The organism is Clostridioides sp. ZZV14-6009 (genome assembly GCF_020658095.1).
Taxonomy (GTDB): Bacteria; Bacillota; Clostridia; order Peptostreptococcales; family Peptostreptococcaceae; genus Clostridioides.
Genome location: NZ_JAGWDG010000001.1, coordinates 690,656 through 707,880, shown reverse-complemented (window position 1 = coordinate 707,880; position 17,225 = coordinate 690,656). Strand labels below are relative to the sequence as shown.

Here is a 17,225-nt window from a genome sequence, read left to right as displayed (position 1 = left end):
TGGATTTTTTAAAATCAATTTGGGTGGAACCGCGGGAAACAGATTCTCGTCCCTTTTTTAGGGATGAGGGTCTTTTTTTATTACCTAAATTCAGTTTTTAAAATATTCTGTATCTAGTTTAATTAGCTAATTAAAAATTTAAAATATATGGAGGATTATAGAAATGTATTATTCAAGTACAAGAGGCACCAAAGAAAAAGTAACTGCATCACAAGCAATAATAAAAGGAATTTCAAACGATGGTGGTCTTTATGTTCCAAGTGAATTTCCAAATGTAAAAAATGAACTTATAGATTTAGTAAATTTAACTTATTCCCAAATAGCATTTTTTGTACTTAGCAAATTTTTATGCGATTTTACTGAATCTGAGATTAAGGATTGTATAACAAATGCATATGACGAAAAATTTGATTGTACTAGTATAGCTCCATTAAATAAAGTAAATGATGCTTATTTCTTGGAATTATATCATGGTCCAACTTTAGCATTTAAGGATATGGCACTTACTATAATGCCTCATCTTCTTAAAACATCTATTAAAAAAGATAATTTAGAAAAAGATGTTGTAATTCTTACTGCTACATCTGGAGATACAGGAAAAGCAGCACTTGAAGGTTTTAAAGACATAGACAAGATAAAAATAATTGTATTCTTTCCAGAAGATGGTGTAAGTGCAGTGCAAAAACTTCAGATGAAGACCCAAACTGGAAAAAATACATATGTAGTTGGCATAAAAGGAAATTTTGACGATGCACAATCTGGTGTAAAGAGAATTTTCTCTGATAAGGAATTTAATGAAAAACTATTAGATAGTAATTATATCTTATCTTCTGCTAATTCAATTAACATAGGAAGACTTCTTCCTCAAGTTGCATACTATTTTTATTCATATATGAAATTGGTAGATAGTGATGAAATAAAGTTAAATGACAAAATAAATTTTGTAGTCCCAACTGGTAACTTTGGTAATATTTTAGCTGGATATTATGCTAAACAAATGGGGCTTCCAATAAATAAATTGATATGTGCATCAAATGACAACAATGTGCTTTATGATTTCTTTAAAACTGGTATATATGATAAGAATAGAGCATTGAAATTGACTTCTTCACCTTCTATGGATATATTAATTTCAAGTAATTTAGAAAGATTATTATTTGAAATATCAAATAGAAATACTGAAATTGTAAGCAGACTTCTATCTGACCTTAATTACGATGGAGTTTATAAAATAAATGAAGATATGAAAAAGAATCTGACTTCATTCTATGGTGAATATTCTAATGAGGAAGAAGTTAAAAACACGATAAATAATGTCTTTAAAAATTACAATTATTTAATCGATACTCATACTGCTGTTGCATATAATTGTTATGAAAAATACAAAAAAGAAACTTCTGATGACACAAAAACTGTTGTTGTAAGTACTGCAAGCCCATTTAAGTTTTCTGAAGATGTTTTAAAATCTATAGACTCCAATTTTGGAAATCTTGATGATTTCGCCATAATAGATAGATTATCAAGTATTGCTAAGGTAGATATACCAAAACCTATTAGAAATCTTCAAAATGCAGAAATACTACATAAAGATATTTATGAAAAAGATGAATTAAAAATAGCTATAGCAAAATTCTTAAAGGTATAGGTGATTATTATGTTAGAAATTATAGTTCCTGCAACAAGTGCAAATATAGGTCCAGGATTTGATTGTCTTGGAATTGCTTTAAATATATATAATAAATTTTATGTTGAAGAAATTGAAAGCGGTCTTGAAATAGAAGGTTGTGAAGATGCCTACAAAAATGAAAATAATTTAGTTTATACATCTATGAAATACTTCTTTGATAGAGTTAAGCCAGCTAAAATACCTGCTGGTATCAAAATAAAAATCCAAAGTGATGTCCCTATATGTAGAGGTCTTGGTAGTAGTGCCTCTTGTATAGTTGCTGGTGTTATAGCTGCAAATGCTCTATCAAATGCTAATTTAGATAAATGCCAGTTGTTAAATATAGCTTCAGAAATAGAGGGACATCCAGATAATGTTGCTCCTGCTATTTTAGGTAATATGGTTGTTTCTGTTACTGATAATGACAATATACACTACGATATTATAGAAATCCCTAATGAACTCAAATTTTGTGCAATGATACCTAATTTCAAACTGTCAACTGAAAAAGCTAGAGGTGTTTTACCAAAAGAAATACCATATTCTGATGGAGTGTTTAATGTTAGTAGAGTCGCTTTACTCGTGTCTGCTCTGTTAAACAAAAACTTTGACCTTCTTAAAGTAGCTTGTCAAGATAAATTGCATCAAGATTATAGGGGTACTTTAATTGAAAACTACAGTGATATTGTTAAAAAATCTGAACAATTAAATAGTATTGGCGTATTCTTAAGTGGAGCTGGACCTACTATAATGGCTTTAATAAAAGAAAATGATGATAATTTCGTGCATAATATGAGAGATTATCTATCAAACTTAAACTCTAATTGGGAAATAAAAGAGTTGTGTTGTGATTCTAAAGGAGCAGTTTTAAATATTCTATAATTATTGTCTCACATATAAAATATAACTACTCTTTTATTATAATTTGTAGTATAATAATTAGGACTAGGTAATAATATTAAGTATTATAATCTAGTTCTTTAAACATGTTTACATTGAGGAGGGATTATCATAAAAGAGTTAATAATTGGAGATTTAGTTGCAAAAGTTCCTATAATTCAAGGTGGAATGGGCGTTGGTATATCTAGATCATCACTTGCTGGTGCTGTTGCTAAGCTTGGTGGTGTTGGTGTAGTTTCTGGAGTTCAAATTGGTTATGATGAGGAAGATTTTGAGACTAACACTATAAATGCAAATTTAAGAGCTATAAAAAAACATATTTCCAGAGCGAAAGAAATTTCAAATGGTGGCATTATTGGCATTAATTTCATGGTAGCTATGAAAGAATATGAAACATATGTAAAAGAAGCTGTTAAAGCTGGTGTAGACCTTATAATATCTGGGGCTGGACTTCCTAATAAACTACCATCTTTAGTAAAAGGAAGTAATGTAAAAATAGCACCTATAGTTTCTACTGCAAAAGCTGCTAGTGTAATCTTAAAAATGTGGGATAGAAAAGAGAAAACTACTGCTGACTTAATAGTTGTTGAAGGTCCAAAAGCTGGTGGTCATCTTGGATACTCTAATGAGGAGCTTGATAACATAGATTCTATAGACTATGATAAGGAATTTGTTGAGATATTAAAAGTTGCAAATAATTATGGAGAAAAATTTGGTAAGAACATTCCAGTTGTTGCTGCTGGTGGTATAACTTCTAGTAGTGATGTAAAAAAATATATCGATATGGGAGCAAGTGGTGTACAAGTTGGTACAAGATTTGTTGCTACTTATGAATGTGATGCACATGAAAACTTTAAAATGGCATATATAAATGCTACAGAAGAAGATGTACACATAGTTAAAAGCCCTGTAGGTCTTCCTGGACGTGCTATAAGAAATAAATTTATAGAAGAAGTTAAAACAAATCGTCCAGAGATAAAAAAATGTTACAACTGTTTGATTCCTTGCAATCCAAAAGAAACACCATACTGTATTTCTCAAGCATTAATTAATGCTGTTAAAGGAGATGTGGAAAATTCACTTTTATTCTGTGGAAATAATGCGTATAAAATTAATAAGTTAAGCTCTGTTGAAGATGTTATCAATGAATTAATTTCTGAATTATAATTTGAAAACTTACAAATTAAAATTTTATCAAGCTAAGGATTTTTAAATATGTTACTAATCAATCTATATTAACATATTTATATCCTTAGCTTCTTTATATTCTCATCTTTATTAGATACTATATAAATATAATTTACACCATTATTAATATTGTATTTAAAAATTTCACTTGCTCTTACTCAATTTATTTTCCATCAACTGTAGAAAATCTCATCTATAAAAACTCAATCACTTACATATCATAATTAAATTTTCTTTGCTTTCTATAATACTAATTACTGATATAATCCTATCATTACATATTATTTAATCTTCTTTTACAAGTACATTTGTTATCTCAGCTACATATAGAGTATGATAATCTTTTTTTGGATACCATCTTCCATCTATCTCTTCATCAATAAAACATTGTGGGTCAATTTTTTGGCAGTGCATTTTTTTACATATAATAGCCAACTTTGCCTCTTTAAAATAAGGTGTATCATTTAAATGTTCTACATTAAATCCTGTTTTAGATATTTTATCCTCTTCTCTACCAGACACTTTACCACAATAAGAAAGTTCTTTACGAAAATCTTCGTCAAAAAAAGTAAGAGAAAATGTATCTGTACTATCTATAAATTCTTTAGTATAACGTTGTGGTCTTATTACTACAAAAGCAACATTTTTACCCCACATAACTCCAAGTCCACCCCAACTAGCAGTCATTGTATTTACTTTACCTTCTTTTTCAGCTGTTATCAATGTCCAGTCTTTACCTATCAACTTAAATGGATTGCTTTTAATTTCCTCTGACATAATCTCTTTAAATTCACTCATATCTCTAATAACCTCTCATTCTCTTATATTGATAATACTTTTATTTTCATCATAAATTATTACTAGAATTTACTTTGGAAAATAAAGTATCTTCTATTAAAATATATTATAAAGGAGTAAGGATATAGATGCCTATTCATTTTCTAATATATTTAATATTTTCACTCAGAATATATATATACTTTATATAGTCTAAATATGACTATTACGTTTTACATGTAAATTATGTCAAAAATATCATTTAACTAAATCAAAACTTGATTTATATACCTGGAAAAGGTATTATATTAAAGAGTGCTTAAAATACTTCTTTTGTATATAGGCATGTATAAAATAATAAATAAGGAGAGTGATGAGCAATGGATACTAGTCCGTTGCGGAGAGAATTTTTTACAATTTCATCACTTAATAATATCTAAATTTAAAACTAATACGATATTCAGTTATATAAATTAGTTAATTAATAGATACTATTAAATGATGAGATTTATATAAAACTGAATAAAGGATGTGTTGCCATGATAAGATATTACAAAACTATAGATTCAAAATTAGAGAAACTTAGTTTTTTTGAAGATGGCTGTTGGATAAATCTTGTTGAACCTAATCATAGTGAAATCAACGAAATTTCTAATTTATTAAATATAGATGTAGAAAGTATAGAATCTGCACTAGATGAAGAAGAGCGCTCAAGAATAGATGTTGAAGACAATCATACTCTTATACTTATAGATATACCAGTAGACGAAAGTGACTCTAATTCTTCTCATTATACTACAATACCTTTAGGTATTATAATAACTCAAGAAGCTATTATAACAGTTTGTAATGCACAGACTAAGATTTTAAATGACTTTATAGTTGGTCATATTAAAGATTTTTTTACATTTAAAAAAACTCGCTTCTTGCTTCAAATTCTTCACAAAAATGCAGCTTATTACTTGCATTACTTAAGAAAAATAAATAAAATGACAATCATAATAGAGCGAGAAATTTACAAATCTATGAAAAACAAAGAACTAGTACAACTATTGGAATTAGAAAAGTCTTTGGTATACTTCTCTACCTCTTTAAAATCCAATGAGTTGGTCTTAAACAAGATGGTTAGAACTGCTGGTATAAAGAAATATCCAGATGATGAAGACCTCTTAGAAGATGTTATAGTCGAAAATAGACAGGCTCTTGATATGGCTAAAATATATGGAGATATATTGAGTAGAATTATGGATGCTTTCAGTGCAATTATAAGTAATAATCAAAATAATGTTATGCAATTTTTAACAGTAGTTACACTAATTTTCTCAATACCTACAATAATATCAGGATTCTTTGGTATGAATGTTATCAATATGCCATTTTCTGATAACCCAAATGGATTTTGGATAATTATGCTCATTACTTCTATAATATGCATAATAATTACATTTTTTATGTCAAGAAACAAGCTATTATAAAAATTAATAAGAGAAAGCCATTAGAGTTAATTAATTTACATTTACTCCAATGGCTTTTATTTATTTTAAAAACACTCTTTTTATCAGGTTTTTTAATTATCATATTCTTCATCTATACTCATTTCAGTTTCAAGACCTTCTAGCATTGAATCTAAGCTTTCTTTTATGTTCAATATATAAATTGGAACATACTCTTCTTCATCAACTATTTCTTCTTGTAATTTAAATGGTGGAATTAATACTTCATCAAAGTTTATATTTAGTTTAGGGAAATCTTCTATTATTTCTCCACAGTTATCATATTCTTCATCTGCTAGAGAAATATACATATCTAAACTTTTTTTGTAGTAAAGTCCTGCAAGCATATATTCACACTTCTTACTCCCAAATTTAATACCTTCTTTATAATATTTTTCAGCTTCTGCATCATCATTTAATTTTAAATAAATTTGCCCTAAATTATATATTGATTCGACACAACCTTGTGCTCTAGCCTTCTCATACCAGTATTTAGAATTAACATAATCTTTGTAAAACATATCATAAATAAGTCCTACCATGTGTTGAGCATATACATTATTTTCATTAGCAGGTGCGTCAAGCATCATTTTAGATTCTTCTAGTTTTCCTTCTCTAAAATAAATTCTACCTAAATGTATACGTGCATTCATATGATTTTTACTACTTGCCATCTCAAAGTACTTTCTAGCATTTTTAGTATTTCCTAAACTCTCATATATACATCCCAATCTATAGCTAGATTTGGTATCTCCATTTTCAGATGCTTTTTTATACCAACTTATAGCTTCTTCTATGTTATTTAAATCTTCATATATATTCCCTAATTTTATTTGACAAGATACATTATTTGGAATTCTAGAATAATACGAAACTGCTTTTTCTATATCTTGATTTTGATAATATAAGTCTCCAAGATTCTCAAGAGAACTTTTACATCCAACAGCTATAGCATCTTCATAGTACTTTATAGCATTTTCATAATCTTTTTCTTCAAAATATATACCTGCTAAATTGTTTTTAGCTTCTGTTATATCATCTTCTGCTGCCATTTTATAATAAGTCTTTGCTTTTTCTATCTCATTTTCTCTATTATATAAATTTGCAAGTCTATATTTAGAAAGTGTGTGATTTTTTTCTATTGCTTTTTCATAATAATAAATTGCGTCTCCTAATTCTTCTTTTCTATCATATACATATGCAAGTCTATACTCAGATTTTACATCTTCTCTATCTGCACTCTTTTTATAATATCTCTCTGCTTCTTCCAAATTATCATTGATTTCCATAATCATACCTAAGTTAAAACAACCCTTCATATGACCTGACTTATACAATTGCTTATATAGACTTACTGTGGACTTATTGTCCTTCTTCTTTCCATTTAATATTGCTAGATTATATTTCGCATCATCATCTAAAAGTACAGAACCTTTTTTATAATATTCATATGCCTCATCATCTTTTTCTAAAAATGTATACAATACTCCTAGGTTAAAACAAGCTTTCCCAAGATTATTATCTGCTGCTTCTTTTAACCACTTTTCGCATCTTATAAAATCTTTCATTTTAAAATGACATACACCTAAATTATTTTGTGCTTGTAAGTATCCTATAGTAGCTATTTTCTCATACCAGTATATAGCATACTCATATCCATCTAATCTATAATACATATTACCTAAATCAAATGCAGCATCTTCACTTCCATTCTTATATGCCATTGAATACCATTTTTCTGCTTCTTTAAATTGCTTTTTATTTTCATATATATTTCCCAAAGTATATTGAGATTTTACATAATTATCTAATGCTGCACTTTTATATAATTCTATTGCACTTTCTGTCTTTCCCATCTTTTCAAAAAGAGCTCCCTTAGTATGTATAACTTTTGGGTCACTAGATATATTTTTTATTTTTCTTATAGAAAATTTTGTGTTTTTCATTATTCGCTACCTACCCATTTTATAAAATATATTCTCTCAAACATTATTATACATTATAAACCATAATTAATGCTATAATATTGAATTTTTACCTTTTGTCACTATATTGTAATATTGAATTTTAAATTTTATAATCATTAGATTTTATTATTGAGTTGGTATATAATGTATATATAGGGGGGGACATTTTATGAATTTCAGCAATATTTTTATTCAAGTTGCAGTTTTATTTATAATTATTTTAGTAGGATATTTTGTCAGAAAATTCAACTTATTAGATGAACACTGTACATCTAAACTTTCAAATTTGACAATGACTATTTTTTTACCATCTATGATAATTAGTTCTATGCAGATTAACTTTGATAATAAAATGATACAAAAAATACTACTATTATTATTTATATCTTTAGTTATGTATATAGTTTCTATTATAATTGCTTTTTTGTTAAAATACATTTTAAAATGTGAAGATGCAAAAGACCTGGGGATATATCAGTATATAGTCGTTTTTTCAAATGTAGCTTTCATGGGTTATCCTGTAATTGAAGCAGTTCTAGGCCATGAGGCTATATTCTACACTGCTATTTTTAATCTACCATTTAACTTGTTTTCTTTTACTTTGGGAATTTACTTATTATCTAAAGGGAGCACCACTAAAGGATTTTCAATGAAATCACTTATAAGCCCTGCTACAATAGCAGTAGTTATTGGTTTATTTTTATTTATAACAGGACTTAGATTACCTCAGTTTATAAATGATCCACTTAAGATGTTAGGAAACATGACTACACCAATATCGATGATTATTATTGGTAGTTTGCTTGCTAATTCTTCAGCAATAGATTGTTTTGTAAATAAAAGATTATATCTAGTTACTATTGTAAGATTATTAGTACTTCCTGTGATTATATACTTTATTCTAAAAGGGTGGGTTAATGATAAAATGATTTTAGCTATACCAGTAGTAATTTCTTCTATGCCTGCTGCTGCAAATACTGCTATATTTGCCAATCAATATGACTCTAATGTAACATTAGCCTCACAATGTGTATTTTTTACGACATTATTTTCAATTATATCAATACCTTTTATAAGTATTTTTTTACTATCTTGATTTATTCTTTTATGTATTATATAATAATAGACTCAATAAATTACAAATATAAACAATTTATTATAGTATATTGATGGAATTTTTTCCTAGATATTTGTCAATAATATCTATATGTATGATAGAATAGGAGGCTTAAATATGGATATAGATTTAATCTTTAAAGTAGTATTTGCTATAGTTGCTATAGGCGTTTCTGTAAAAATTATAAAAACCGTTGCTAGTCTAGCTTTTAAGGTAGCTTTGATATTGCTAATAATTCTATTTGTATATAGAATGTTTTTATAAATTTTCGATAATAACGTTTTTAAAATATAATAGGGAAGTAATATTAAATTATCTTTAATGAAAATTCTTTATTAATAGATAATCTACTACACTTCTCTATTTTTATTGGAATGAGTTAAATTAAATCTTTATTATATCTTCCCATCATATAAACATCTTCAAATTTTCCATCTCTAATTACAGCATATTTTTTAGTTCCTTCTATTTCAAATCCCAGTTTTTTGTATAAATTTAGCCCCTTTTCATTGTCTACAATTACCTCTAATCCTACTCTCATCAACTTAATCCAATTGTCTGCTATGTCTAAAAGTTGTTCCATAAGCTTTTGACCTACTCCCATACCATGATACTTTTCATCAACAGTTATTCCTAGTTCTGCACTATGTCTTAATCTTGGAGATGGATTCACATGTAAACCAGCAAAACCGATTACATTTTTTTCTCCATCATTATCAATTTCAGCCACAAGCATATAATCATTTTCACCTAGAGAATCTAGCATAGCTATAGTTTTATCCAGTCTATCACTCATTAATGCTAGTGTATTTCTCATAACATTATATGCTCTTCTCATTTCATTAATCGATTGTGCATCTTCCCTTCTTACTGGTCTTATTATTATATCTAATGCTTTACTCATACTGGATTCCCCCTTATATCCCTCATTTTAAATTAATACTTTATAATTTTTATTTTATACTGCTTAAATCTATGTATGCTTCTATCTGAGGTATATATATCATATTATCTTTTATATGTGTACTTCCAAACTCTTTTAGTTCAGTGCCTTCTTTATCTTTAGTTATTTTGTATTTAATTGATTCTTCTCCTTCGTTTACTTCAGCATGAAAAAACATCCCTTCATATTGTTTAAATCTAAAATTAAAATTATCTTTAGTAAGCTTTATTATCATAATATTTTTTACTCCTTATACAATTAATATTTTTAATTATTATTAGTTATACATAAATTGTTTATTCATATGAATATATTATAACTTATCATTTATTTAGTATAAAGCCATAAATATAAATAACTATACCTATGTTACAATCTAACTTTAATTGATATATAATATATTTATATAAATTAAAGTCTGTGAGGTGAAATATGAGTAAAAAAGTAAAATATTTTTCTTTAATCCTTTTTCCGATTGCTTTATTTTTAAATTTCATAGCAAGTAAAATTCCAAATATTGTTGAAAAATATTACTCTCAAGCCATAGATAAAAAAATTGTACAACTATTAAGTAAAGTTTCAGGAATATTTCCATTTTCTATCTACGAAATTACAATGTACATAATAGTTATATCTATTTTTTTATTTTTATGTTCTATCGTATTTACAATTTTCAAGAAGAATAGAAATTTAAAGACATTTTTAAAGAATTCTATTTTAAACATATTATCTATTTTATCAATAGTTTATTTTCTTTTCGTAGTACTTTGGGGTATAAACTACGATAGAGTTCCACTTGAGAGCACCCTTATCAACCAATATAATTTAAAAAACAACGATTCTGCCCAATCAAAGCAACATAGTACTAAAGAACTTTCTGAATTATATAAATTTTTGGTAACTAAAGCAAATGAAACTAGAAAACTTACACTACAAGATAAAAATGGAGTTGTAAAGTCTAATACAGATTATAAAGGTGTCATAAATAGAGCTCAATTAGGATATGATAAAATTTCAGATATTTTACCTAGTGTTAGTGGTAGTTACTCTAAGCCAAAGTATGTTATTTCATCACATCTTATGTGCTATACAGGAATAACTGGTATATATTTTCCATTTACAGGTGAGGCAAATGTTAATATTGCAATCCCTGACTTATATATTCCTTGTACAGTTGGTCATGAAATGGCACATCAGAGAGGATTTGCTAGTGAAGATGAAGCTAACTTTATAGGTTATCTTGCTTCCATAAAACACCCTGATATTGATTTTAATTATTCTGGCTATGTTTTGGCCTTAAATTATACAGCTTCTGCTTTAAGTAAAGTTGATTATAATGCTTATGTTGATATTTCTGCTGGCATTTCAGAGCTGGTTCGAAGGGATTTAAAAAATGAGAGTGAATTTTGGCAAAGATATGAAGGTAAAATTAATAAAATTTCCAATGGATTTAATAATTCTTATTTAAAAGCTAATGGTATCTCTGAAGGAACTCAAAGTTATGGCAAAATGGTTGATTTATTGCTAACTTATTATGAATTATATCCATATAATTAAAGATACTCATAAAGAATACTAAAATTGATAAAACATTGTTATTTATTATCTAATTTTCTATTATTTAATAGTTTATTTTTTTATAAATTCATTATAAAAAAATAAACTATTCTTAAGTATTTACTATATGTATACTTATAATACAAGGAAAATTTATAGTATATATTCTTAAGTATATTCTAAATTAAGTATCATTCATTATCTTTTTATCTAAAAAAAAGCATATACCAAAGTCTGATATATACCTATAATCTTATGTATATCTGTCTATAATATTTATTTTCACAATTAAAATACCTCTGTAAAAATATCTATTTACATTATAAAAATAAGTATTTAACTTTCTTAGAACCAACTAAGTGTATACCTAAATTTATCTTATTAGTTTTAAATATTACTTATAGTAATTTTCTAATACACTAGTAGAAACTGATTTTCCTTGAAAATCTTTCGCCCAACTCTCATATTCTGAATTTTTCCATACACTGCCATCACTAAATGTTACTTGTTTTACACATGATATGATATACTTCACATCATGCTTTCCAGTTGATTGGTTCCATTTATCAAATAATAGATTTTCATTATTTTGTGTCTTATTTGGAACTATTGCATTTTGCTTTGCATATTCTTTCTCCATTTGCTGCCACTCTTTCAACCATTTTTCTACCCATGCTTTACCTTGTTGCTTTTCAAACATACTTATTATATCCTTTGGTGGTGATTGTTGTATTCTTCTATAAGTATGTGCATATGCTTTCTTAGATACAGGAGATATTCCTGCCACAATACCATAATCTACACCATCTGTACTAAATCCAACACTTCCTACCTCTCCATTTGTCGCAACATTTTGAGCATCCCAATATAGTTCAAGTGGTTTTCCGTTTTTATCATATGCAAGACACACAATTTCATAATCCATGATTGCCTTTTTACTGTTGTTCTTAAAACTTATAACATTGCTAGGCCAATGATATGGACTATCATCAAATTGTATTTTGCTATTGTTTATGGCTAGTGGAAGATTTTTGTTATTGGCAATACCTTTGCTGTTTGAAGTGTCTAAAACTTTTTGTGTTGTAGTATTTTTTGCGTTTGCTAAGTATACACTTGATTTTTCTGAATTGGTTGTGTTAAGAGAAAAGGCTGTTGTCGTACCAGTAACCAATAAAGCAATAACCAAAATGGGCAAGCTAGATATTTTTTTATATCCCATAGTTTTTTCTCCTTTCTTAGATTAATTTTTACTAAAACATTTTATAAAATGCGTTAATATCTATGTTAACAGAATACATCAATAGCTTTAGTAACTAAGTACTACCATAAATAGTAATCATATTATAATACTACTGTTGTAATTTTCATTTTACTAAACACAATTTTATTATAATATATATAAAATAGATTTTTGTACTCACTTATATGATTGAATTAGAATATATAAAACTTATTGAAGAATATGCTGTTAAAAAACAAGGGATATTTAAAATATGGTAAAAAATTTACATACAAATACAATTTATGAAATATTAGAAGCGGAGCTTTATAATCATTTAGATGATAATAGCTATCACAATAAGAATAAATATTTCCAAGTTCAATACCCTTAACTATTATCTAAATTTACTATCCTTTAATAATTTATTATCTTTGTTTTTATGAATATAATAAGTAAATTATTTATAATATTAAATTTTCACAATTACTATTATTACCTATTATTTCTTCCTCAAATATATTAGAATTCATTAATTTTATTATACATACAAAGTCATTATCTTTATCTACAATATTTTCTAAATCATGTTTCAAGTTCATAATTTTAGATGGAGTTATTTCTCCTCTAAAAACTGATTTTTGAAAATGATAAAGATACTTTTTACATATTTTAAAAACTTTATTTACTCTTTTTTCTCCTACGTCATAAACTACAAATACATAATTATAATTTAAATTACTTTTCTTTTTCATATGTAATATATTATCTAAACTGAAAATATATAAAATGTCAATAACTCAAATTTTCAGCTTTTTCTCCTTTCATATTTTGGAATATCTTCAAAAGTTTCAATTTTTAATTTGTCTTGTTTTAATTATTATATAATGACATCACTATTATGGTTATATTTTTAATATATTAAAATTTTTTTCTTTTCTAAAATCATAGACTATCTTTTATATTGTAAGGAATAAAGTTTTTTTCTTCCATTATGCATTTCAACATTTTATAAGCATCTAATTTTATACAGGTTTTTAAACTTACTTTACGTTTTAATTTTGGATGCTCTTTTACAGATTCTAACCTTTCTTCTAAGGAATTTATAAAAAGCTGTTTTCCTTCATCATTTAAAATACAATAATTCAATTTTTTATCAAAATGTTTTTCAACATTTATTTTTCTATTATTAACTAGATCAAATATAGTTTTAAATGTTACTGCATGTTTAAAATTTTCACTTAAGTCTAGGCTTAAAGAAAATCTACTTTCACTTGGTTCATGTAAGAAACTTATACTTTGATTTAGATGGGTATTATATATAGCAGTTACAGTTTTAGCATATAATATACTATTTCCAAATGATATCATAGCATTTAGAGGATTATCTGGGGGTCTCTTAACTCTTTTATTAAAAATAAATTCCTCTCTTAAAATATACTTAAAAGAAGAGTAAAATGTTTGCCAAATATCTCCTTCAACTGATAATATTTCTTTTATATTATTCGATTTTTTTAATTTATTTAGAGAATCTTTTTTTAGATATGATAATAATGGTTGTATTTCTGAATTTCCATGTTTATAATAATGTGATAATGTATTTATTGTGTTAATCCTTATACCATTAACTATAGATTTTGCTATTTCTTCTCTTCTACTTTCAAAGGTTTTTACCTGAGCTACGGTTACCTTTCCACTTATCAAAAATTCTTTAGGATAAAAGGTTCCGCTATATCCACCATAGTAATTAAAAAAATGAACAACAATATTTGCTCTCGATAAAAAATCAAGTAACTTAGAATTTAATGATACTTCATTTAAACAAAATATTTCACTAGTATTTTCTACTGGTATGTACACATTCTTTCCATTTTTTCTAAAGCATATTGAATTGTCTTTTCTTGAAAGCTCTCCCATTGAGCCAATGTATTTTGTCTTTCCCAATAATAACACCTCCTTATATGTCATTATCTAATTTTATATATAACAATACTCATAATAAGCGCATTTTTTACACCCTTTTTTTAAATCTGGATATGGTGCTTTATCACTATTTATTAAATCGATAATTTCCTTTTCTATAGATACAAGCTGTTTTTCAGTTTCTTCACTCAAATCTACAAAAACTATTTTTTTGTCGGTTTTATTTTTTTCTATAAATTCAATTTTTCCTTTTCTAACAATTCCTTTTTCTTTTAATATTTTTAAATATAAAAGAACTTGCCATTTGACAGCTTCTACATCAGCATCAGACTTTTTAATCTCTACTAAATATTCTTTTGTTAATTTATCTATCTTTATATTTTCAATTGCAATTTCTTTATGTTTTGAATTTTTTTCTTTCAGTTCATGAAGAATCCTACCTATTTTTACATCTTCACTATTTTCTTCTAGGTTTATTCTATTGCCAAGTAGCCAACATTGTCTTTTACAATGGAAATAGTAATTTATTAAAGTTCCTGTAAGCTTCATAATATCACCTATTTATTTGATTATTTATATATAAGTATATCATATATTGTCTTATTCAGAATATTAAAATTTATAATTTTACAATATAATTTACTATAAAATTATTTTTATTTAATTTAATATTGTATAATAATTTAAATACATCTCATGTTACTGTTTAACCTAGGCAAAAGATATACAAGAGGTTTTATAATTAAATTTAAATACATCTCATGTTACTGTTTAACATTTAGTTTTGTCTGTTTTGCCAGATAGTCCTTTTTATTTAAATACATCTCATGTTACTATTTAACAGGACAAAGTTATAATACTTGGAGAAATGTTTATTGATTTAAATACATCTCATGTTACTGTTTAACACAATAATTTCGTTTTTCTTCTCTACCTGTTTTAGATTTAAATACATCTCATGTTACTGTTTAACTAAAAATCAATGGGTTTGGACTGGAATTAATATTTATTTAAATACATCTCATGTTACTGTTTAACGTCTATAGAAAAAAAGAGTGTGCCAGGTAGAAATGGATTTAAATACATCTCATGTTACTGTTTAACTATCCAGGAACAAAATCTGGCTCTATTATCTTGTCAATATTTAAATACATCTCATGTTACTGTTTAACAACAGCTTCTTCTGCTGAATTATATCCTCTTTTACTATTTAAATACATCTCATGTTACTGTTTAACTTTATGTAAAGAATCTCAAACTCTTGTTATTATTGATTTAAATACATCTCATGTTACTGTTTAACTTTTAAAGGACTTGCTAAATAGTTTTATAAGGTGTATTTAAATACATCTCATGTTACTGTTTAACTCTTCCTCTCTTTTAATAACTTCATTTTCAACACTATTTAAATACATCTCATGTTACTGTTTAACTGCATGACCAGTTATACTAGAACCAGGTTTTCCATTATTTAAATACATCTCATGTTACTGTTTAACGTTAGGCAAAATCATTGAAACTACATCTATAAAAATTTAAATACATCTCATGTTACTGTTTAACTTAATAGCTGGGCAGATATTTACCCATACAATAAAAATTTAAATACATCTCATGTTACTGTTTAACCGATTCACCTTTTCTATATCTTGAAAATTTTGTTGAATTTAAATACATCTCATGTTACTGTTTAACAAGTCAGAATTAATTATAATGAAATTTATTTGGAAATTTAAATACATCTCATGTTACTGTTTAACATGTATGGAAAATGTTAATAAGTAGGTGGTAAACCGATTTAAATACATCTCATGTTACTGTTTAACTAAACCATCATCATCTGTTTTTATTTTTACTCTGTATTTAAATACATCTCATGTTACTGTTTAACTAGTTCGAGAAATAGTATTTATAGCTTCATCAGCTATTTAAATACATCTCATGTTAATGTTTAACCATTTTCTGCATCTGTAGCAACTATTTTTAATGTGATTTAAATACATCTCATGTTACTGTTTAACTTCTTTAATATAAGAACATGAACAATACCGCAACCAGATTTAAATACATCTCATGTTACTGTTTAACGCTTGCGCTATGCTTGGTTTTAATGCATCGTATATTTATTTAAATACATCTCATGTTACTGTTTAACCCCCCCACAAATCAGGATAATATTTCCTTAAAGTTCATTTAAATACATCTCATGTTACTGTTTAACAGAAGCAAGTTTGAATAATACATTGGTGGAGTTATCATTTAAATACATCTCATGTTACTGTTTAACTGCAATATAATGAATAAGAAAGGTGGTAATTTGAAAATTTAAATACATCTCATGTTACTGTTTAACGGAATTGTGGTAATCAAATATATTTACTTACGAATGAATTTAAATACATCTCATGTTACTGTTTAACTAATTACAGCAATTTAGAATGTAGTTGATAGAAATGATTTAAATACATCTCATGT

15 protein-coding genes, 1 CRISPR repeat array and 1 other annotated feature (2 of these 17 running past the window's edge) are annotated in these 17,225 nt (G+C 26.4%); of the genes, 7 read left to right on the top strand and 8 right to left on the bottom strand.

The window, feature by feature from the left end; genetic code table 11:
* Positions 1-57: a binding site (T-box leader), on the top strand; it begins 173 nt to the left of the window's first position.
* Positions 58-163: 106 nt separating this feature from the next.
* The 3 genes from thrC (at position 164) to KGF36_RS03010 (ending at position 3,733) form a co-directional block, all read left to right on the top strand.
* The gene (gene thrC / locus KGF36_RS03020; RefSeq protein WP_227850299.1) at positions 164-1,645 is read left to right on the top strand and encodes a threonine synthase; all 1,482 of its coding nucleotides are present in this window, start codon (positions 164-166) and stop codon (positions 1,643-1,645) included.
* A 9-nt stretch (positions 1,646-1,654) separates the two neighbouring features.
* Entirely contained in the window at positions 1,655-2,548 is an 894-nt protein-coding gene (gene thrB, locus KGF36_RS03015; protein ID WP_227829427.1) for a homoserine kinase, read from the top strand.
* 126 nt (positions 2,549-2,674) lie between these two features.
* Positions 2,675-3,733, top strand: coding sequence for an NAD(P)H-dependent flavin oxidoreductase (locus KGF36_RS03010; RefSeq protein WP_413840491.1), 1,059 nt, complete (start codon positions 2,675-2,677; stop codon positions 3,731-3,733).
* A gap of 306 nt (positions 3,734-4,039) precedes the next feature.
* On the opposite strand, the gene KGF36_RS03005 is transcribed toward KGF36_RS03010, so the two are convergent.
* A complete protein-coding gene (locus KGF36_RS03005; protein ID WP_227829428.1) occupies positions 4,040-4,552 on the bottom strand; it encodes a flavin reductase family protein in 513 nt (170 codons plus the stop codon).
* 518 nt (positions 4,553-5,070) lie between these two features.
* Here KGF36_RS03005 and KGF36_RS03000 point away from each other — a divergent pair.
* Positions 5,071-6,006, top strand: coding sequence for a magnesium transporter CorA family protein (locus KGF36_RS03000; protein ID WP_227434774.1), 936 nt, complete (start codon positions 5,071-5,073; stop codon positions 6,004-6,006).
* 92 nt (positions 6,007-6,098) lie between these two features.
* Here KGF36_RS03000 and KGF36_RS02995 read toward each other — a convergent pair whose 3' ends face one another.
* Positions 6,099-7,970 carry a tetratricopeptide repeat protein gene (locus KGF36_RS02995; protein ID WP_227829429.1) on the bottom strand — a complete coding sequence of 624 codons (1,872 nt, stop codon included), beginning with the start codon at positions 7,968-7,970 and terminating at the stop codon, positions 6,099-6,101.
* A 190-nt stretch (positions 7,971-8,160) separates the two neighbouring features.
* Between KGF36_RS02995 and KGF36_RS02990 the strand changes: the two genes are divergently transcribed.
* Positions 8,161-9,087: an AEC family transporter gene (locus KGF36_RS02990; RefSeq protein ID WP_227840082.1), complete on the top strand. Its 927-nt coding sequence runs from the start codon at positions 8,161-8,163 to the stop codon at positions 9,085-9,087.
* A gap of 138 nt (positions 9,088-9,225) precedes the next feature.
* Positions 9,226-9,372, top strand: coding sequence for a hypothetical protein (locus KGF36_RS02985; RefSeq protein WP_227829431.1), 147 nt, complete (start codon positions 9,226-9,228; stop codon positions 9,370-9,372).
* Between the two features lie 115 nt (positions 9,373-9,487).
* On the opposite strand, the gene KGF36_RS02980 is transcribed toward KGF36_RS02985, so the two are convergent.
* Both KGF36_RS02980 and KGF36_RS02975 read right to left on the bottom strand, forming a co-directional pair.
* Positions 9,488-10,012: a GNAT family N-acetyltransferase gene (locus KGF36_RS02980; protein WP_227829432.1), complete on the bottom strand. Its 525-nt coding sequence runs from the start codon at positions 10,010-10,012 to the stop codon at positions 9,488-9,490.
* A 49-nt stretch (positions 10,013-10,061) separates the two neighbouring features.
* Positions 10,062-10,286 carry a hypothetical protein gene (locus KGF36_RS02975; RefSeq protein WP_227829433.1) on the bottom strand — a complete coding sequence of 75 codons (225 nt, stop codon included), beginning with the start codon at positions 10,284-10,286 and terminating at the stop codon, positions 10,062-10,064.
* Positions 10,287-10,483: 197 nt separating this feature from the next.
* Here KGF36_RS02975 and KGF36_RS02970 point away from each other — a divergent pair, with 197 nt between their 5' ends.
* Positions 10,484-11,608, top strand: a complete 1,125-nt coding sequence (locus KGF36_RS02970) for a DUF3810 domain-containing protein (protein WP_227850294.1) — start codon at positions 10,484-10,486, stop codon at positions 11,606-11,608.
* 394 nt (positions 11,609-12,002) lie between these two features.
* Here the strand turns inward: KGF36_RS02970 and KGF36_RS02965 are convergent, their stop codons facing one another.
* The 4 genes from KGF36_RS02965 to cas4 form a co-directional block, all read right to left on the bottom strand.
* On the bottom strand, positions 12,003-12,827 hold the full coding sequence (locus KGF36_RS02965; RefSeq protein ID WP_227829435.1) for a DUF5780 domain-containing protein: 825 nt from the start codon (positions 12,825-12,827) through the stop codon (positions 12,003-12,005).
* A gap of 464 nt (positions 12,828-13,291) precedes the next feature.
* Positions 13,292-13,582 (bottom strand): CRISPR-associated endonuclease Cas2, encoded by a 291-nt coding sequence (gene cas2 / locus KGF36_RS02960; RefSeq protein WP_227829436.1) that lies wholly within the window; start codon positions 13,580-13,582, stop codon positions 13,292-13,294.
* Between the two features lie 190 nt (positions 13,583-13,772).
* Complete coding sequence (gene cas1b, locus KGF36_RS02955) at positions 13,773-14,780, bottom strand: type I-B CRISPR-associated endonuclease Cas1b (protein WP_413926702.1); 1,008 nt, start codon at positions 14,778-14,780, stop codon at positions 13,773-13,775.
* Positions 14,781-14,804: 24 nt separating this feature from the next.
* Positions 14,805-15,299: a CRISPR-associated protein Cas4 gene (cas4, locus tag KGF36_RS02950; protein WP_227829438.1), complete on the bottom strand. Its 495-nt coding sequence runs from the start codon at positions 15,297-15,299 to the stop codon at positions 14,805-14,807.
* Positions 15,300-15,431: 132 nt separating this feature from the next.
* A CRISPR array of direct repeats spans positions 15,432-17,225; the repeat unit is 30 nt; unit sequence ATTTAAATACATCTCATGTTACTGTTTAAC; it runs 3,174 nt beyond the window's last position.